Annotated in this window: 15 protein-coding genes and 1 tRNA gene; 6 read left to right on the top strand and 10 right to left on the bottom strand. The window is 42.4% G+C overall.

What is annotated here, in order from left to right; genetic code table 11:
* Positions 1 to 769: 769 nt before the first annotated feature.
* Genes H5993_RS07665 through nrdF form a run of 4 tightly spaced genes read left to right on the top strand, consistent with a single transcriptional unit; the run spans position 770 to position 5,275 of the window.
* Complete coding sequence (locus tag H5993_RS07665; RefSeq protein WP_180870721.1) at positions 770 to 1,219, top strand: class Ib ribonucleoside-diphosphate reductase assembly flavoprotein NrdI; 450 nt, start codon at positions 770 to 772, stop codon at positions 1,217 to 1,219.
* Positions 1,219 to 3,366, top strand: a complete 2,148-nt coding sequence (gene nrdE, locus H5993_RS07660) for a class 1b ribonucleoside-diphosphate reductase subunit alpha (protein WP_204776896.1) — start codon at positions 1,219 to 1,221, stop codon at positions 3,364 to 3,366. The genes H5993_RS07665 and nrdE overlap by 1 nt, the downstream gene beginning before the upstream one ends.
* 14 nt (positions 3,367 to 3,380) lie before the next feature.
* Entirely contained in the window at positions 3,381 to 4,304 is a 924-nt protein-coding gene (locus tag H5993_RS07655) for a ribonucleotide-diphosphate reductase subunit beta (protein WP_204776895.1), read from the top strand.
* 14 nt (positions 4,305 to 4,318) lie between these two features.
* Positions 4,319 to 5,275 carry a class 1b ribonucleoside-diphosphate reductase subunit beta gene (gene nrdF, locus H5993_RS07650; protein ID WP_204776894.1) on the top strand — a complete coding sequence of 319 codons (957 nt, stop codon included), beginning with the start codon at positions 4,319 to 4,321 and terminating at the stop codon, positions 5,273 to 5,275.
* 94 nt (positions 5,276 to 5,369) lie between these two features.
* Here the strand turns inward: nrdF and yaaA are convergent, their stop codons facing one another.
* The 7 genes from yaaA to H5993_RS07615 all read right to left on the bottom strand — a co-directional run bounded on the left by yaaA (position 5,370) and on the right by H5993_RS07615 (position 14,408).
* Positions 5,370 to 6,116 (bottom strand): peroxide stress protein YaaA, encoded by a 747-nt coding sequence (yaaA, locus tag H5993_RS07645; RefSeq protein ID WP_204776893.1) that lies wholly within the window; start codon positions 6,114 to 6,116, stop codon positions 5,370 to 5,372.
* Between the two features lies 1 nt (position 6,117).
* On the bottom strand, positions 6,118 to 7,524 hold the full coding sequence (locus tag H5993_RS07640; RefSeq protein WP_204776892.1) for an MFS transporter: 1,407 nt from the start codon (positions 7,522 to 7,524) through the stop codon (positions 6,118 to 6,120).
* A 106-nt stretch (positions 7,525 to 7,630) separates the two neighbouring features.
* Positions 7,631 to 8,947: an AAA family ATPase gene (locus H5993_RS07635; RefSeq protein ID WP_204776891.1), complete on the bottom strand. Its 1,317-nt coding sequence runs from the start codon at positions 8,945 to 8,947 to the stop codon at positions 7,631 to 7,633.
* Positions 8,948 to 9,133: 186 nt separating this feature from the next.
* On the bottom strand, positions 9,134 to 10,162 hold the full coding sequence (locus H5993_RS07630; RefSeq protein ID WP_180870733.1) for a branched-chain amino acid aminotransferase: 1,029 nt from the start codon (positions 10,160 to 10,162) through the stop codon (positions 9,134 to 9,136).
* Between the two features lie 856 nt (positions 10,163 to 11,018).
* Positions 11,019 to 12,413 carry an NAD(P)H-dependent oxidoreductase gene (locus H5993_RS07625; protein WP_204776890.1) on the bottom strand — a complete coding sequence of 465 codons (1,395 nt, stop codon included), beginning with the start codon at positions 12,411 to 12,413 and terminating at the stop codon, positions 11,019 to 11,021.
* A gap of 15 nt (positions 12,414 to 12,428) precedes the next feature.
* Complete coding sequence (locus H5993_RS07620) at positions 12,429 to 13,037, bottom strand: NADPH-dependent FMN reductase (RefSeq protein WP_204776889.1); 609 nt, start codon at positions 13,035 to 13,037, stop codon at positions 12,429 to 12,431.
* A gap of 510 nt (positions 13,038 to 13,547) precedes the next feature.
* On the bottom strand, positions 13,548 to 14,408 hold the full coding sequence (locus tag H5993_RS07615) for a MetQ/NlpA family ABC transporter substrate-binding protein (RefSeq protein ID WP_180870740.1): 861 nt from the start codon (positions 14,406 to 14,408) through the stop codon (positions 13,548 to 13,550).
* 433 nt (positions 14,409 to 14,841) lie between these two features.
* On the opposite strand from H5993_RS07615, the gene H5993_RS07610 reads away from it, so the two are divergent.
* Positions 14,842 to 15,834, top strand: coding sequence for an asparaginase (locus H5993_RS07610; protein WP_204776888.1), 993 nt, complete (start codon positions 14,842 to 14,844; stop codon positions 15,832 to 15,834).
* A 70-nt stretch (positions 15,835 to 15,904) separates the two neighbouring features.
* Positions 15,905 to 15,975 (top strand) — tRNA-Gly (locus H5993_RS07605).
* A 151-nt stretch (positions 15,976 to 16,126) separates the two neighbouring features.
* On the opposite strand, the gene H5993_RS07600 is transcribed toward H5993_RS07605, so the two are convergent.
* Genes H5993_RS07600 through H5993_RS07590 form a run of 3 tightly spaced genes read right to left on the bottom strand, consistent with a single transcriptional unit; the run spans position 16,127 to position 18,113 of the window.
* Entirely contained in the window at positions 16,127 to 16,816 is a 690-nt protein-coding gene (locus H5993_RS07600) for a DNA methyltransferase family protein (protein ID WP_204776887.1), read from the bottom strand.
* 37 nt (positions 16,817 to 16,853) lie between these two features.
* The gene (locus tag H5993_RS07595) at positions 16,854 to 17,726 is read right to left on the bottom strand and encodes a toll/interleukin-1 receptor domain-containing protein (RefSeq protein WP_204776886.1); all 873 of its coding nucleotides are present in this window, start codon (positions 17,724 to 17,726) and stop codon (positions 16,854 to 16,856) included.
* A 39-nt stretch (positions 17,727 to 17,765) separates the two neighbouring features.
* Positions 17,766 to 18,113 (bottom strand): hypothetical protein, encoded by a 348-nt coding sequence (locus H5993_RS07590; protein WP_239458045.1) that lies wholly within the window; start codon positions 18,111 to 18,113, stop codon positions 17,766 to 17,768.
* Positions 18,114 to 18,299 lie beyond the last annotated feature (186 nt).

The raw sequence follows: 18,299 nt of genomic DNA, 5'->3' as shown, positions 1-18,299 counted from the left end.
GAGGATTAACCTTCTTCTTTAATATATCACTTTTTCCTGATTTTTAAATTCTTATTTAGATCAGGTTTGTTTAGTGTACGCTAATTTTCGATAACTTTTCGCTTGACTAATCGTAGGAAGGAGGCCGGGAAGAAACTAATGTTTCTTTCCGGCCTCTTTGTCATCTCCGAATGTTACTTAGTAACTAAGGTCAAAAAGCACGGCCTTAACGGATAAGTGCGAACGAAAGGCCGATTCTAATGAATCAACCTTCGCTCTTCTTATCCCAACCAGGCCGTCAAGGAGCTTTTTTCCCAACCTCTGTCTACTAGTAGTCCAATATACCAGCTTGTAAGGATTAGCATTAGCCCCACTACCTTGTTAATAACATTTTCAACGCCATTAGCTTCTTTCAAGTTTTGACGACATAAAAAATACGGCGCGATCCGATTTTTTTAATTCAGCATCGTTCGTTTTTTTTCTAAACCATTTTTAGTTCAAGCTGGTAAACGCTCGCTCTTAACCATCATCAATTGTTTTTACTCTCTTTTATTAATCTTAAGATAGTTAATTGTAAGTACTTTATCATTCTGTTACTCAAAAATATTAGATTTTTCTAATGCTAGCGTTGATTGCCATCAATTTAATGCTGAGCTACTTCCTTTATTGACAGTTTTTTATCTTTTTTCTAGTTTCGTTATCAAAAGATATATTAGAGAAATCTAATTTTTAAGATGGCAAGAATTCTGATATACTCTTGGCACAACATATTGTGTTAGGAGAGCTGCTAATGACTAAAAACGTCTATATATTGTATATAAGTTTAAGTGGCAACACCCATAATTTTGTTCAACGACTAACTAATCACCTTAAAGAACAAGGGATTATCGTACATTCACTTAACGTAAAAGATAATTTTAATTTCCGTAAGCTTGAGCATCCCTTTATCACCATCTTACCAGCCTTTTTGGACGGTGGTAATGGACGACAGAATGGGTGCCATGAAATTCTTTCGCCCATTTTGAGTCATTGGCTGGGGTACGCTGATAATTATCATCGTTGCTATGGCATTATTGGGAGCGGTAACCGTAATTTTAACCGCCAATTTGCCTTAACCGCCAAACAATATGCGCGTCGCTTTAAGTTCCCTTACTTAACGGATTTTGAATTACGGGGGAGCGAACAGGACGTTCAGCGTATTGCCAACTTAATCGTAGAAAAAAGTACGGAGGCCGAATAATGACAAAAGATTTTTTTACTTTAAACAACCTAGTTAACATTCCGCAAGACGATCAAATTCCCGTTCAATATGATCAAGAAGCTGTAAAAGCTTATTTTACTGAAGAAATTATTCCCCGTACTAAAACCTTTACTTCAATTGATCAACGGATCGATTGGCTTGTGGACCACGATTACTTAGATGGTCAAGTTTTTTCGCAGTACTCCCGTCAATTCATTCAGCAACTTGATCAAAAATTGCGTGCACATAATTTTCGCTTTCGAAGTTTTATGGGAGCTTATAAATTCTACAATCAATATGCCTTAAAGACTAACGATGGCCAAACTTTCCTGGAAGATTTTAACGATCGAGTTTTAGCGAATGCCCTCTACTTAGGTCGCGGTGATGAACAGCTCGCCGAAGACTTAGCAACTGAAATGATCACTCAACGTTACCAACCAGCTACGCCAACTTTCTTAAACGCTGGTAAGGCTCGCCGGGGACAAATGGTATCTTGCTTTTTAATTGACACACAGGATTCAATGTTGTCAATTGGCCGTACCGTTAATTCAGCTCTCCAATTATCAAGACTAGGTGGCGGAGTCGGCGTGAACCTTTCCAATTTACGAGCGGCTGGTGATCCCATCAAAAAGATTGCCAATGCTTCTTCAGGGGTAATTCCGGTAATGAAGATTCTAGAAGATACCTTTAGCTATTCAAATCAACTGGGCCAGCGTAAAGGAGCCGGGGTTGTATATTTAAATGTTTTCCATCCTGATATTTTGGCCTTTTTAGCAACTAAGAAAGAAAATGCTGATGAAAAAATTCGGGTAAAGACCTTATCGCTAGGCCTTGTCGTTCCAGACAAATACTATGAATTACTGAAAACCAACCAACCGATGCATCTCTTTAGCCCTTACGATGTTGAAAAATACTACGGGCAACCGTTCTCATATATTGATATTACTAAAGAATATGACAACTTGGTCAACAATCCACATATTAAACAAACCACGATCAATGCCCGTGAATTGGAACAAGAAATTTCTCGTCTGCAACAAGAATCTGGTTATCCTTATATTTTAAATATCGACACGGTTAATCGCCACAATCCGGTTGATGGCAAAGTCATTATGAGCAACTTATGTAGCGAGATCCTGCAACCGCAAACTCCCTCAAAATTAAAGCCCGATCTATCTTATCAAACTGTCGGTACTGATATTTCTTGTAATTTAGGTTCAACCAACATGCTAAATATGATTAAGTCGCCTAATTTTGGCCATTCCGTTGAACTAGCCGTAAGGGCTTTAACAAGTGTTACTGAAACTACCAACATTCAAGAGGTACCAAGCATTATGAAAGGCAACCAGCTATACCATACGATTGGTCTTGGTGCAATGGGGCTCCACACAGCCTTAGCAGTAAATCAAATTGAATATGGTTCGCCGGCAGCCTTAGAATTTGTCGAAGCTTATTTTATCGCTTTAAATTATTACTCTTTATTAGCGAGTTGGAAGATTGCCAAAGAACGCGGTACTAGTTTCCATAACTTTAAAAAATCCCACTATGCGGATGGCACTTATTTTGACCAATACCTGCATCACGAATTCCAATTAAAATTCCCTAAAAACCAAGCAATCTTTGCCAAAATCAACCTCCCAACTATCGCCGATTGGCAACAACTTAAGCAACGTGTCATGCAAGATGGCCTTTTCCACCGCAACCGCTTGGCCGTAGCACCAACTGGTTCAATTTCTTATATTAACGAAACCAGTGCTTCCCTACAGCCGATTACCCAACTGGTTGAACAACGGCAAGAAAATCAAGTTGGCTCAATTTTTTATCCGGCTCCATTTTTGTCAAACCAAACTTTACCCTACTACACCCCAGCTTATGATCTTGACCAACGCAAGATCATTGATACTTATGCCGTAGCCCAACGCCATATTGATCAAGGGATGAGCCTAACCTTGTTTATGCGTTCAACCCTCCCAACTGGCATGTACGAATGGAAACATCCTGAACAACCCAAAATGACCACTCGCGACTTAAACCACTTACGCAATTATGCCTGGCGAAAAGGCATTAAATCCCTCTATTATGTTCGTACCTTTACCGAAGATAATGAAATTAAAACCGCGAATGAATGTAGCGCCTGCATGATCTAAAGGAGAAATTAACCATGTCATACTTATACTACCGCGCAATTAACTGGGACGAAAATGAAGACAATTTCGACCAAGAAACCTGGCTTAAATTAACCAATAACTTTTGGCTTGATACGCGTGTTCCCATTTTTGGTGATCGTAACGCTTGGAATCAACTGCCCCAAATTGATCAAAAGACGATTGGCCAACAATTAGCTGCCCTTTCTTTAAATTTTGCTTTTCAGTCTGAATTAGGAGTCCCTAGTCTCCGCGATGGTCATTTAACGCAACAAGAAGAGGCCGTTATCAACATGATTACCTTCATGGAATCGGTCCATTCTAAAGCGATAACCACCATTTTTCGTGGCTTAGGTGAGAAAACCGCAGCAACCAATTATTTCAAATGGGCAGATGATAATCAATGGCTTCAAGCATCGATTACAGCACTAACACAGGCAATCTCGGACGATGACCGCCTTAAACGGCGAGCGGCCTTTCTAATTAGCGAAACTATCTTAACAAATGGACGTTTAGCTGTTATTAACCAATATCCCTCTTTAACAGGTATTCAACAAATGGTTAAAAACATTATGACTGGTCAAGCCATCTTTATTGCTTATCTTAGCTACAAATTTCGTAAGAGTTTCAGTCAGCTCCCGATGCCTCAGCAGGTAGAACTTACTGATTGGATCTATCAATTTGAAGACCACGTGATTTCCCAAGAGCAACGTTTTTTAGCGTCATCAACCAACGGAGAATTTCAAACTGTTTGTCAGGATGAAGTTAATACGATTAATCAAATGATGGGTTTAACCGCGGATAATCTAAATGCCCCTAGGTCTAATTTTGCTAAAGAATTACAATTTATTCGTCAAAAGGTTGCCACCGTTGATCCTGTCGCTGACATTACCGATAGCGACGCAATTGAAGCAATGCAAAACGATGATTATGATTTTTAGAGAGGATAACAATTATGACATATCACACCATCAACTGGAACATCATTGAAGACGAATTCGATGAATATGTTTGGGATAAAGCGACGGCACAATTTTGGCTCGATACCCGTGTCCCCGTTTCCCACGATCTTGGCGATTGGCGCCAATTATCAGAAAAAGAAAAAGCCGTTATTAATAAGGTTGTTGGCGGCTTGGCACTTCTTGATACCCTTCAATCTGAAGAAGGCGTAAATGTAATGCGGGTGGATGCTCGAACCCGCAAGGAAATTGGGGTCATTAATGACTTTTTGATGATGGAATCAATTCACGCCAAAAGTTATGGTACGATCTTGATCTCCCTTAATGATCAACAAACGATTGATGATACTTACCAATGGATGAATAATGACCCGCGGATGCAATACAAGGTTAAGCGGATTAATGAAATTTATCAAAACGGCAATAATCTCCAAAAGAAAGTGGCTAGTGTATTTCTCGAAGGGATTCTCTACTATTCTAACTTCTTCACGCCCCTTTGGTACCGTGGACAAAACCAATTAGCTAACCTATCAGAAATCATTAAGCTCGTTATTCGGGACGAATCGGTCCATGGAACCTACTTAGGATATAAATTTCAAAAAGCTTTTCAAGAACTACCTTCTGCTCAACAACAAACATTCAGAAAATGGATGGATAATCTCCTAGCTGATTTACTGGATAACGAATTTAAATTTACGGACCAAGTATATGCTCCCTTAGGCGAAACCTTTGTCGCGGACGTAAAACAATTTGTTAAATATAACGCTAATAAGGCCATGAATAATATGGGATTTGATGCAATTTTTGACCATGCGGCCATTGAAGATATCAACCCGATCGTAATGAACGGCATTTCTACTGAAACCGCTAACCATGACTTCTTTAGTCAAGTTGGAGCTGGATATTTAATGGGGGAAGCTGAGACTATGACTGATCAAGATTACAACTTCTAATTTAACTCCTCCTGCCCCTTTTCAAAGAGGGTGAGGCCGGAAAGAAACACACGTTGTTTCCCGGTCTCACCCTCTTTGACTCTAAAATAAGTAATTAATTATTCACAAACACCAACTCATCCGCTTGGGATAAGTCCGGTAAATACCGGTAGCCGGCAAGGTTAAATATTTTAACCCCCTCCAAGGTTTGAATTTGATTTTCCGCAAGGTATCTTACCATACTCCCGCGAGCTTGCTTAGCCCGGGTAGCCTTTTGCTTAACCTTACCGTTTGGCTGTAATTCACCAAAAACGCAGGTCACAAATTGTTGATCTGCGGTTACATATGGACGAATCGCTTTGGCATATTCTTGGGAGGCCAGATTCAACACCAAATTACCTTCCGCATACAGGTTTTTGGCTAAACGATCTCCCCAATAATGATAAAGATCCGGGGTCCCATTAATTTTAGCATCATCCACCATCCCCAACCGGTAGTCAACAATTCCATCTAAGGGTCGTAATACCCCATAAAAACCAGACAAGATCCGGAGATGCTTTTGCACATACTCCCAACCTGCATCATCCAGCACCCCCGCTCCCATTGATTGATATTGCAAACCAGTAAAGGCTAAGAGGGCTGGGGTTAAGTTTTTCTCGAGGTCAAATGCTTGCAACTTAGCATAATTGATGCGGACAAGGCGGTCACTACATTGCCAAACCGCCTTCATTTCCGCCATCGATAATTGTTTTAACTGGGCGAGGATTTCCTTAGCTTGGGGTAAAAACTGCGGTAAATCCCGGTATGGTAAGGAATCAACGTCAATGGTCATCTTCCGGGCTGGTGAAATAATAATTTGCATCTTAAGCCTCTTTCTTTTTCCCTAAGTGATATTGGAAATGGTAATTCACGAGGTTCGCACCCAAAACAACTAAGGCTAAGATAAAGCCCATCACAAAGTCAACGTGACCACCCATGTAAGTCCGCATCGCCATGCTTCCAGTTCCGTGGTTTTCAAATTGCGCCATTAAGGAAGCCAAGAAGACCACCCCGGTTGCTCCGGCAAATTGTTGTAAGACATTAAAAATTGAACTGACATCGGCGGCACTTTGAACTGGCACCTTAGTCGATGAATTTGAAATTGTATTAGCAAAGGTCATATTAAAACCGGCCCGCAAAAGCATAAAGAAAACGGCAATCCAGACTGGCGTTAACTTGGCTTGGAAAAAGAGAAAACTGGCCGTTCCGAGTACCAGTAAACAACTCCCCGTAAGCACTGGCATTGCAAACCCTACCCGGTCGGCTAAGGCTCCGGAAATTGGTGACATCACCGCGCCCAAAATCGTCCCGGGAAGTAAAATTAATCCCGCCACTAACGGACTAGCGTGTAAAGTATATTGGGCATAGACCGGAATCACCGTTGAAAGCCCAATGTTAATAAATTGCAGGGAAAAGTAGGTTACCCCATTTAAACTAATTTCATAATGCTTAAAGATGCGTAAGTCCATCAAGGTAGTCGCACCGCGGAAATTTAACCAACCAAAAATCCCAAAGAGGACTAAAGCGAGGCCCATTAGGAGATAAAACTTTGGCGTAATCCCAACATTGCCAATCAATGAAAAGGCATAAATCCAAGTAAACATCGCTAACGCTAAGGCAACAAAACTTGGTAAGTTAAAGCTAACCTGCTTAGTGCCTGCTCCAGCGGGAATGTAATGTTGACCAAGCAATAAACTAATTGCCGCGATCGGTAATAACAACCAGAACAAGGCCCGCCAGCTCATAGCCGTTGAGACCCAGCCACCGTAAGTCGGTCCCAGCGCCGGGGCAAAGGAAATAATCATCCCGGCCATTCCGGTCATCATCCCCAGTTTTTCCCGGGGCACCTGGGTAAAGACCAAATGAAAGAGGGTTGGCGTCGCAATCCCCGTCGCAACGGCTTGGAGGAGCCGACTTAGCATTAAAATTGTAAAATTTGGTGCCATTGCCGAACCAATATCCCCAATAATAAAAGCCACCACCGCTGCTAGTTGTAAGTGCTTTGTGGAAAAGCGTTTTAATAAGTAAGCGGTTGTCCCCATCATGATCGTAACCATTAAGAGGTAGCCCGCTGTTAGCCATTGCGTGGTATCAAGAGCAATTTTGAAAACCCGGGCTAATTCCGGGAAAGTGACATTCAAGGCGGTTTCCGCCATGATCCCAATAAAAGTTAATAAGGCAACTGACAGCAAAGCCATATAGTCGCTTAGTTGCATCTTTTTCTCGTTCATCTTACACCTCTCAATAAATATAAATAAAAAGAGCCCCAGCGATTAACTCCGCCACAGCTCAAATTCTAGCTCTACTTTACCGATTTTTTTGCCTTAAAACAAGCCCTTAGTGGGGATCATGTTGCTGATGCCACCGTTTGATTGCTTCAAAACGTTGTTTAACTTGGGCTTCCATCCCCTGGGTCGTCGGCTTGTAATAATGATGCCCAACTAATTGATCCGGCATCGTTTGCATACTGGTAATTTTATCCTTGGTATCGTGGGCATATTGGTAGCCCTTCCCGTAATGCAAATCCTTCATTAACTTAGTTGGCGCATTGCGGATTTGGAGGGGGACCGGTAAGTTCTGGGTCTTTTTGATATCAGCTTGCACATCCATCACTGCCCGGTAAACGGCATTGGACTTTGGCGCCAAACTAAGATAAATCGCGGCTTCAGTTAAATGGACATTACATTCCGGCATTCCAATAAATTGGCAAGCTTGATAGACATTGATTGCTAAATTGAGGGCATTTGGATCGGCTAAGCCAATGTCTTCACTAGCAAACCGCACTAGCCGCCGGGCGATATAGAGGGGATCTTCCCCACCCGCTAACATCCGGTTAAGCCAATAAACCGCCGCGTCGGCATCCGAGTTCCGCATCGCTTTGTGTAAGGCAGAAATTAAATTGTAGTGTTCTTCCCCATTTTTATCATAACGAATGGCTTTCCCGGCTAAGAGTTGATCTAAGAGATCACTCGCGACCACCACTTTGCCATCGGCTTGGCGATCACTATTTTCAACCACCATTTCTAAGGTATTGAGTGCCACCCGGGCATCCCCGTTGGCGAAAGTAGCAATTTGATCCACCATTTCATCAGTAATTACTACCGGATAAGTAAACCCCCGCTCTAAGGCTTGGTGAAGGAGTTTTTGAATATCCTTGACTTGCAATTCCTTTAAAACAAAGACCCGACACCGCGATAAGAGCGCGGCGTTAATTTCAAAGGACGGATTTTCCGTCGTTGCCCCAATTAAAATAATTGCCCCGTTTTCGACATATGGTAAGAAGGCATCCTGTTGGGCCTTATTAAAACGGTGAAATTCATCAACAAAAACCACGGTCCGTTGGCCATAATCCCGGTTAGCTTCGGCTTGCTTCATCAAGGCTTTAATGTCCTTAATTGAGCTTGTTACCGCACTGTAAGTCACAAATTCGGCCTTGGTTTTTTGGGCAATAATTTTAGCTAAGGTCGTCTTCCCCACTCCTGGTGGGCCCCAAAAAATCATTGACGAGAGTTGATCCCGGTCAATTAAATCCCGCAAGATCTTTCCCGGTCCCACTAAGTGTTCTTGCCCGACAAACTCTCTTAAATTCCGGGGCCGGACCCGGTCTGCCAACGGCGTATGGAGCGGTTGGGTAAAGAGTGATTCTTGTTTCACCAGTGTCACCTGCTTTGGTTTTTGTTTATATTCTACCACTCTACCACTAGAAAACCGCATCCCCACGTTGAAGGATGCGGTATGGAGGGTTATTTTGATTTTAAGCTCGGTTTTATTATTTACGCAATCGAAGGAAATTATGCAACGGAGAGTTTTTGTGAAGTTTGACGAATGATTGCGGCGGGCTTAATCAACTGGAACGACCCAACCATGGGTATCTTCAGCATCCCCAAGTTGGACGTTCATCAAGGCGTTGTAAAGCTTGGTGGTAACCGGACCAACTTCGGTTTCAGAGTAGAAGACATGCTTCTTACCATCAAGATCAGTTAGGGAACCAACTGGGGAGATCACCGCAGCCGTCCCCATTGCGCCAGCTTCAGCCAAATTATCAAGGTCAGCAAGGGTTAATTGCTTTTCGACGGGGTTCAAGCCGAGATCTTCAGCCACTTGAAGCAACGACCGCTTGGTGATCGAAGGGAGGATGGAGTTGGACTTAGGGGTAACAAATTGACCATCCTTGGTAACCCCAAAGAAGTTGGCACCAGAGAATTCATCGACATACTTGTGTTCCTTAGGATCCAAGTAAAGGGCGTCGGCGTAACCGGCCTTCTTGGCTTCCATTTCTGGTAAAAGACTTGCGGCGTAGTTACCAGAGGTCTTAGCTTGACCAGTCCCGGCTGGAGCCGCCCGGTCGTATTTAGAAAGGACGTATGGCATTGGGGTCAAGCCCTTAACGTAAGCACCAACTGGAGTAGCGTAAACTCGGAAGACAAAGTTTTCTGCCGGCGTCACCCCAACGAGTGGTTGCGTCCCAACCATAAACGGCCGCAAATATAAAGTACCACCAGTCCCATAAGGAGGAACAAATTCTTCATTAGCCTTGACGACGGCCTTAACGGCTTCTAAGAACTTTTCTTCGGGGTAGTGCGGCATTAAAAGACGATCAGCGGAGTTGTTTAACCGCTTGGCATTGTCACTTGGCCGGAAAAGTTGTACCTTTCCTTCCTTGGTTCGATAAGCCTTTAAACCTTCAAAGACTTCTTGGCCGTAGTGAAGTACTTGCGCCGCTTCGTTTAAGACCATGTTAGAATCAGCAGTTAAGCCACCCCCAAGCCAATGACCGTCAACGTATTCATCTTGCCAACGATAAGGTAAGTCACGATAACCAAACCCTAATTTGTTCCAATCCAATTCAGATGCTTTTGCTTTTGCCATTATAATCATCCTTTCTGAATTACCCTAATTATGTATTTTTCAAAATGGTTAAAAAAAGTCCCCACAAACGAGTTGTTTGTAAGGACGACGAAGCCGTGATACCACCTTGATTTAATTGGAAATTTCCAATTCTCATTCCCACGATAAGGGGTGGAACCCGGGCACTCAAGACTGATCTTCACGATACTGGTCTTAACCCGTTTCACCAACCCGAGCTTCTCTTTTCAGTCCAAGTAACGTTACTCGTTCTCTCGCTGTGTCGATCACTGTTTAACCAATTTGATTGTCACTATCATAATTAGAATTTTCTCATTTGTCAACCATTTTAATTAAAAAACGATAAAAAGATAAGAGGAGATTAATGAACCACTGAGTTTAGCGACCCGGATTTTGGTTGTCTTGTCAACTAAAAAGCTCCTTGGTGGTTCAGTAAAAAAAAAGGAGGCCGGGAAGAAACGCGCGTTTCTTCCCGGCCTTTCTTGCATCTCCGAATGTTACTCAGTAACTAAGGTCAAAGCAGTAGCTGAATGGCAGTTGCTTCCCTGACGGTCGCACCAACCGATTCAGCCTTGCATGGGCTCACAAACGCCAAACCAGTTGGCTGGTTCGCTCCAAAGCACGGCCTTAGCGGATAAGTGCGAACGAAAGGCTGATTCTAATGAATCAACCTTTGTCCTTCTTATCCCAACCAGGCCGTCAAGGAGCTTTTTTCCCAACCTCGCCTAACTTTATCGATAATTTGGACGCATTAAGTTGGTACGAGTGAACGCAACTACTATTCGCCGATTGCTTCTCACTACGATACCGGTATAACAACGCACGGTTGGTTTGGAGTGCTAGTCTTTAAATTAGAAACTTACTTATCACTCACGCTAACACTTGCCGTGGTATCAACTTCTGGCATTGGCGCATCGTCAGCTTCAACCGAGGCAGAAGCACCTGTGTCAGCCGTTGGCGTAGCCGGTTGGGTTGGTGTCTGGGTAGGAGCTGGCTGGCTGGCTGAAGCATCATCACTAACGGAAGCCGAAGCCCCTGTATCAGCGGCTGGTTGGGCCGGTGCGGCTTTGGCTGGCTGATCATCTTCCTTAACAGAAGCCGAAGCTCCCGTATCAACCTTGTTGTTTGGATCGTCAACCAACTTTTGCCCCGTCATTTCGAGGTACTTTTGCACAATTGGCCAGAAGTCTAAGACAATTTCGTTAATTCCGCGGTAATTACCATCTTCATCGCGGATGGCTTGGTAGTTGTTAACTACCCACTTAATGTTCTTCCGGTCAACTGGTTCGGCTAATTGGAACATGTCCGTCTTTCCCGTCCGTAAGGTGTGAACCACTTGCTTAACGTGGTCAAAGACATTCCGCACATCGGGGTGGACCATACTCAATGGATTCCCGGTTTGGTCGGGACGCCGCTTAGCGAACATCTTCGTGTCAGGGTTCTTGTGGTTATAGTAGATAAATTGGTTGTTATCATCCACGTAAGTTAATTCAGCTGGGATAGACTTCAATAACCAGTTGATTTGGTCAACGGTCAAAACCCCAGAGTCTAACTTCACGTAGTCCTTACCGGAAGCAGCATGCTTAATTTCACTAGCCTTTTCAACCCACTTTGGATCGTCCATGTCGACCCCTTCGATAGTGGTATCGGTCTTCCCAGAAGCCGTCAAGTCTTCGTTTTTCCAAGCATCAGGGGCTTCAGGGCCCTTCAAAGCCTTCAAGACGGAAACCCACTTCGTAAATTGCCCCAAAATGTCGCCTAAGAACTTAACCGTCCGGCCATCCTTTAAGTTGTCATCTTCATCAAAAGCATCGCGTACGTTTCCCAAAAGAAATTCGTTTCCGGGCATTACTAAGGCGTTAACCCCAGGGGCTTCCAAGATTTCTCGTAAGTCTAATTGGGCCCGGGATGAGCCTTGGGTAAAGTATGATGCCCCTAAAATCAAAACTGGCTTGTCCTTTAATGGGTGGATCTTGTATGAGAGCCATTCAATGGTGGACTTCAAAACCGCCGTCGTGGTGTGGTTGTGTTCTGGGGTAACCATAATAACCCCATCAGCGCCTTCAATCCGGTGCTTGAGGTATTGAACCGCCATACTGTTGGTTTGGTCATTGTCTTCGCTAAACATTGGCACGTCTTTTAGGCTTAAGATCTCGATGTCAGCCAAGTTGTTAAAACGATTAGCGATAAACATCATTAACTTCCGGTTGTATGATTCTTCAGCGATTGAGCCGACAATCCCAACTAACTTCATCCGTATGTCCTCCTATTATTTGTTCTTTAAATCCGTCTTGCGGATATCGTTCATTGCGTGTTCCCGGTTGTAAACCAGGTTTTTGTTAACATCAACGAAAGTTTCAAAGTCATTGAATAAACCATCTAGGCGATCAACTAAGTTTTCTTCCTTCAGGTTACCATCATCATCAAAGGCTTGGAGGGAGTGACCTACCATGTATTCGGAGCTTGGCATGATCCGAGCACTCAATTCAGGAGCATCCAACATTTGCCGTAACATGGCTTGGGCCCGGGAAGTCCCGAGCATCCCGTAAGAAGCCCCGGTGATCATAACTGGCTTATCCGCAAAGGGGTGCACCCCGTATGATAACCAACTTAAGGCGTTCATCAGGACAGCTGGTACCCCGTGGTCATATTCGGGCGTGGAGATCAAAACCCCATCTGCTTCTTCGATCTTTTTGACCATCGCAGGTACTTCGGCTGGCAAGGAGCGGTCTGGAGTTTTGTAGAATACTGGTAAGCCCCCAATTTCCATTAATTCAATGTCAGCTTGGTCCTTAAAATGCTCTTTAATAAATTGTAAAAGCCGCCGGTTGGTAGACCCGGCCCGGTTAGTACCAGGAATCGCAATGTACTTTTTCATGTCGTTACTTCCTTTCCGATCACACGTCTAATTCATCCCCCTCATTTTCCTATATTGTGAATCAATTTGCAAGGCGTTTATTTAAATTTGGAATATTTATGGAACTATAAATATTTTTTATTTGACCATTATCAATTATTAATTTAAAGCGATTTTATTTATGAGGTAGTAATAATTTCAAACCGGTTTAGAACCATTTTGACCAAAATTTAGGTAATTCCCTGAGGTTGTTTTGGAAAAATTTCACAGTCTCTTTCGACCTTAAATTGACATTTTTTGAACGATTGTTCACAAAACCAAAATTTCCCGGGGATTACGCGGTGATAAAGTTAGTCAGCAAATGAAATGGAATTCAAAGCTGAGTCCTTATCTGGTGCGTAAGGCCCAGGAAATCTGGATTATATAGTATGTTACTTAAGACGAGACGGCGGCTTGATTGTTACAACTCATTGGCCGTTAACCCATGCCAGGTCAAGCAGGGGGAATCAATGAGTAACTACCATTCGACTACTACTTTTCTAAATATGAAATTGGCTTGTTAACTTCAACCTTGGTCCCCTTGAACTGTTTAGCAATATAGTCTTGCGTATCCTTGGAGTGGTAAAGTTTAACCAACTTCTTATAAGCAGCTTTATTGGCGTTCTTCTTAGCTGTGGCGAGGACGTTAACATTATCCTTGGTGCTTTGATCAACCTTTTCGTGGTAAATAGAATCCTTCAATACGTTTAGGTGCCCCTCCAAGGCAATCGTATTCCCGATCAAAACGGCATCAACGGAGTCAATGACTCGGGGACCAGTGGTGTCATCGATTTCCTTAAAGGTAAAATGGTGCGGATTGGAAGCAATTTTGTTGGTCCCACTCGTCGCCGTAAAGCTCTTCTTTAAGGTAATTAACCCCGCACTTTGTAAGAGCTTTAACCCCCGGGCCGTATTTGCCGGGTTGTTGGCGATCGCAATGGTCGCTCCTTCGGGTAGATCCTTGACGCTCTTGTACTTCTTAGAGTAAATCCCCATTGGTTCCAGGTAGGTCGTCCCTAAGGCAACCAGCTTTTGCTTACTATCCTTGTTAAAGTTTTGCAGATAAGCCCAAGATTGGAAAGCATTGACGTCAACTTCACCATCCGCAGTCCCCCGGTTTAATTGTACCGGATCAGTAAAGGACTTCACCTTAATCTTTAAACCAGCTTGCTTAGCAGCTGAACTATTCGCGATATGTTGCCAAACCTTCACATCCGCCCCTAAGGAACCGACCGTGATAGTTTGTTTGCTTTGGCTTCCCCCTTTTGCCACCCAATTTAGGCCAGCACCAATTACAACCACGATCACAAGCGCTAAAAGCCACCACCACTTAGTTTGTTTCCGTCTTTTCATTTTTAATACCCCCTAATTGCTGCTGAAAATTAAAAAATCCCAGAAAACCAGCTCTGGTTTTCTGGGACGCTTGGCGCGTGTTACCACCCAACTTTGGTTTAATCTCACAACTAAACCCTTATCAAGTACTACCATACTTGGACCACGATATCGAGTGCCAACCGCGATAAATTAAAGTTCATTTACCGTTTTGCTCCAAGACCATCTTCGGTTCTGCCACCTCGCTGGCTTACACCATCTCCAGCTCGCTTAATCGGCTTTCAAACTTACTCATCTTTTCTCAGCGTTTTCTAATTTAATTGTCATTATTCTACTCAGATTTACTCGCTTCGTCAAGGCCTTTCGCTATTTTTTTCGTGACGTGTATCCCCCTTGCTTGACCTTCACCGGCGGGCTCGTATAATGAAGACAAAATTAAAAAGCAGGTGAAAGCATGGCCACAAAAAAACTCCTCTTATTGTCCACCGGGGGCACAATCGCCTCGGTTACTTCTAATACAGGCTTAACCCCTGGTGAATCTGGTGAAGACTTGGTCCAAACGCTCCACAATCTTCCCTATGAAATTGACGTTAAGGACATCTTATCCTTAGACTCCTCCAACATCCAGCCGGAGGAATGGCGCTTGATGGCAGAAGATATTTATCAATACCGCCAAGATTACGATGGTATTGTAATCTCGCACGGGACCGATACGATGGCCTACACGGCAGCCATGTTGACCTTCATGTTACAAAACATCGAAATTCCCATCGTCTTAACCGGGAGTCAGGTACCAATGAGTGTCCTTTTAAGTGATGCGCCGCGAAACTTAACCCTCGCCTTTACTGCCGCTGCCAAACTCCAACCCGGGATTTACTTAGCTTTTAACGGAAAAGTCATGCGGGGTTGCCGAGCAGTTAAGGTCCGGACCACTGACTTTGACGCCTTTGAAAGTGTCAATTTCCCACCGGTTGCGGAAGTTACTTCGGATGGGTTTAACATTCGGACCCGCCGCAAAAGTGACACCAAGCCTTGTCAGCTTAATACCAAGCTAGATCTCAACGTTTCTTTAATCAAACTCTTCCCTGGCTTTGATCCGCAGATTATGCTGGCCATGGCCAAAAGCGGTTGTCACGGCTTCGTGATTGAAGGATATGGTCTTGGTGGCATGACCTTTATTCGGCGAAACGTGGCGGCAGTAATTGGCCAATTAAGTCGGCAAAATATCCCTGTAGTGGCCGCGAGCCAATGCTTGTACGAACGAAGTGACCTCACCAAGTACGAAGTTGGCCGGCAAGCGCTTTTAGAAGGTGCCATTAGTGCTCACGATATGACTTCAGAAAGCGCAATCACCAAGTTGATGTGGGCTTTAGGCCAAGGGATGGACCTCGGCCAAGTGAAGGAATTTTTCGCAACTGACGTGGCTGGCGAAGTGACCTTGGACTAATAATTTGTAAAAAACTATGGTCAAATACCACTGAATATGCTATTATTATTGAGTTGAGTTATTCACCCATGCGGGTATAGTTCAGTGGTAAAACATAACCTTCCCAAGGTTAAGTCGCGAGTTCGATTCTCGTTACCCGCTTAATTAAAAGGCATCGCTTCGGCGGTGCCTTTTTTCGTGCTCGACCTGTTGTTTAATTTATCAATACAGACGACTATTCATCCCTTACTACTAAAATAGCCGGACTGTCACTTATTGTGACATCCGGCCTGTTTTGTAATCTATCCCAATCTTAAGAAGTTATCTTTTCCAAATATATATTGGCCCAAGAGCATTTTTGATAACTAACACTTTCATTATTATCAGAGACGTCATTTAACGCAAAGAGGTCTAGTTGCTCAGTTGCACCTTTAACACTACCTGTTGAACCGCGGCCCTCAATAATGTCATCAAAAGTATACTCTGTCCTTTGGACCTTACTGCTTCCAAGATCCTGCCATTCGCTAAAGATAATCGGTTCTCCATCACTAGTCACTCGCTTGAGCGCGTCCCCTTGTGCCATATTAGCGCGAATAATCACCTTGGCACTCTTTAAAATTCTTTGGTCAGGCTCGCTATTAAAGTGCTGACTAACCTGGTTACGATACTCATCACGAAAGGTATCATTCATGTTCATAACTAGGGCTTCCACATTATCTTCCAGCAATTCAATCCCATATAGTGAAGATAAGGCAATTAAACAGTTAACTCCGTACTCTTTAGCATTATTACTCAGTTTCAGCGCTACTTGCATCTTTCGTAACAATAGCTCAGTTAAGAATGCTCCTTCACCGGCGGATGGTTCCAAAAAGGTAGCGTGTAAATCATTGATTTTTGCTGTGATTTCCGGCTGATCAAGCATCAAGTCAACAATTCTTTTGGGAGTAAAGACCTCACCGTGTTTTTTGACTCTATCGTCTGACTTAATTAATTCTTCCTGCATTTTAATCCCCTAGTATTTTATATAAAATTTAGAAAGCCTACTTTTGTAATACCTTATATTTAAACTTAATACTATCACCACTGATGTTTAGGATTTGACCAACTAGAATAAAATTAAATGAGTTAATAAAAGCAAAACAATATCCAACACCAATGTCATTAACTCTTTTATAACTAAAATAGTTTTCTTCTAAATCAATAGGCATTCTAGTTGAATCAAAAATATTCTTTTGCTTAGAGATAAAAAGAAAAGACTCAACAAAATCACTATAAACATAGACTGTATTGAGACTACATTCGGACCATTGTAAAATAAATTTTTGCTTATCTTTCCCTATTTCTGCCTTACCATCGTTGATTTTTAAGTTTATCGAAAGTTCACCTTCAGAATTTGGATTAAACGGAATACTATGTTTTATCTTTGTGATTTCTCTTATTCTGCTTACTTGATGATCATATTCTGTATATATATGATTTGCTTTATCTGGGAAAATACGGTTAAGTATCTCATAATATGGTTCAATATTTTTGGGGTTAGTAGGATTACTCATATCAACTTTTACATACTTTAAATTCTCAAAAGGTTGTGGTAGCATCTTATCCTTCTCAACTAATGGAATTATATTAGCATCATTATTTTTCTTAAGCTCATCTACTTCAAATTTAACTCCAGATTGCACATTCATTCTATCGACGTAATAATCATTACAAACACAAAGGACATACTTGGATTTTGCAGCTGTTGTCATAAATTCATTTAGATTAGTACCTGGATAAGTTGAGGCTTTATCAAAATATACTCTTACATCATATTTTTCAGTTAAAAATGTATATAACCATAGTGCAAATTTCTCACCATCTTTCGAATCCCATGGGTATGAAATAAAAATACTATTTTTTTCTTTTATCAAGTTGGCTGTCTCCCTTTTTATAATTACTTTACTTTTTCATTACCTAAGATTGTTAACAACCTTTTCAACGTATTTAATTTGATTGGCACTCAAGCCAAATAGTTGATACAACTGATCATCTATAGATCTGGAATAATTAATAAATTCATTATTATCAGAATAATTTAACAAATCAGGAACTTCCTTGCCTAAGGATGTTAAAGATTCATCTGTTAACAGAAAAGCGAATCTAATTAAGTAACTTTTTGCAAACGTCAAGAAGTTTTGTGCTTCAGCTTTTGCCTTAAAGGACTTCAAGGCTACGCGAGAACGACCAAACGCTGAATGGTTATCAACCATCTGAATTTGATTATCTCTCTTTTGCCCACCAGCATTAGCACTAGACACAATAACTTGATATTCATTTATTAACGAACGATGAGCAGTAATAACGTCTTTATCAGCAACAAACCATCTTGCACGTCCAGACTTCCCCGATTTATCGTTAGTAAAAAGCTGTCAAGGGCGGTTTAAAATTGTCGGTTTATGGCGGTTTAAAAACGTATGATTTGGGCGGCTTAAGAATTGACTGAT

It is taken from the genome of Limosilactobacillus alvi (genome assembly GCF_016900115.1).
Taxonomy (GTDB): Bacteria; Bacillota; Bacilli; order Lactobacillales; family Lactobacillaceae; genus Limosilactobacillus; species Limosilactobacillus alvi.
This window is presented reverse-complemented; position numbering and strand designations above follow the sequence as displayed.

Bases quoted from the DNA above. Each gene is read 5' to 3' on its own strand.
- H5993_RS07665 (WP_180870721.1), top strand. From the start codon at position 770: ATGACTAAAAACGTCTATATATTGTATATAAGTTTAAGTGGCAACACC.
- nrdE (WP_204776896.1), top strand. From the start codon at position 1,219: ATGACAAAAGATTTTTTTACTTTAAACAACCTAGTTAACATTCCGCAA.
- H5993_RS07655 (WP_204776895.1), top strand. From the start codon at position 3,381: ATGTCATACTTATACTACCGCGCAATTAACTGGGACGAAAATGAAGAC.
- nrdF (WP_204776894.1), top strand. From the start codon at position 4,319: ATGACATATCACACCATCAACTGGAACATCATTGAAGACGAATTCGAT.
- yaaA (WP_204776893.1), bottom strand. From the start codon at position 6,116: ATGCAAATTATTATTTCACCAGCCCGGAAGATGACCATTGACGTTGAT.
- H5993_RS07640 (WP_204776892.1), bottom strand. From the start codon at position 7,524: ATGAACGAGAAAAAGATGCAACTAAGCGACTATATGGCTTTGCTGTCA.
- H5993_RS07630 (WP_180870733.1), bottom strand. From the start codon at position 10,162: ATGGCAAAAGCAAAAGCATCTGAATTGGATTGGAACAAATTAGGGTTT.
- H5993_RS07625 (WP_204776890.1), bottom strand. From the start codon at position 12,413: ATGAAGTTAGTTGGGATTGTCGGCTCAATCGCTGAAGAATCATACAAC.
- H5993_RS07620 (WP_204776889.1), bottom strand. From the start codon at position 13,037: ATGAAAAAGTACATTGCGATTCCTGGTACTAACCGGGCCGGGTCTACC.
- H5993_RS07615 (WP_180870740.1), bottom strand. From the start codon at position 14,408: ATGAAAAGACGGAAACAAACTAAGTGGTGGTGGCTTTTAGCGCTTGTG.
- H5993_RS07610 (WP_204776888.1), top strand. From the start codon at position 14,842: ATGGCCACAAAAAAACTCCTCTTATTGTCCACCGGGGGCACAATCGCC.
- H5993_RS07600 (WP_204776887.1), bottom strand. From the start codon at position 16,816: ATGCAGGAAGAATTAATTAAGTCAGACGATAGAGTCAAAAAACACGGT.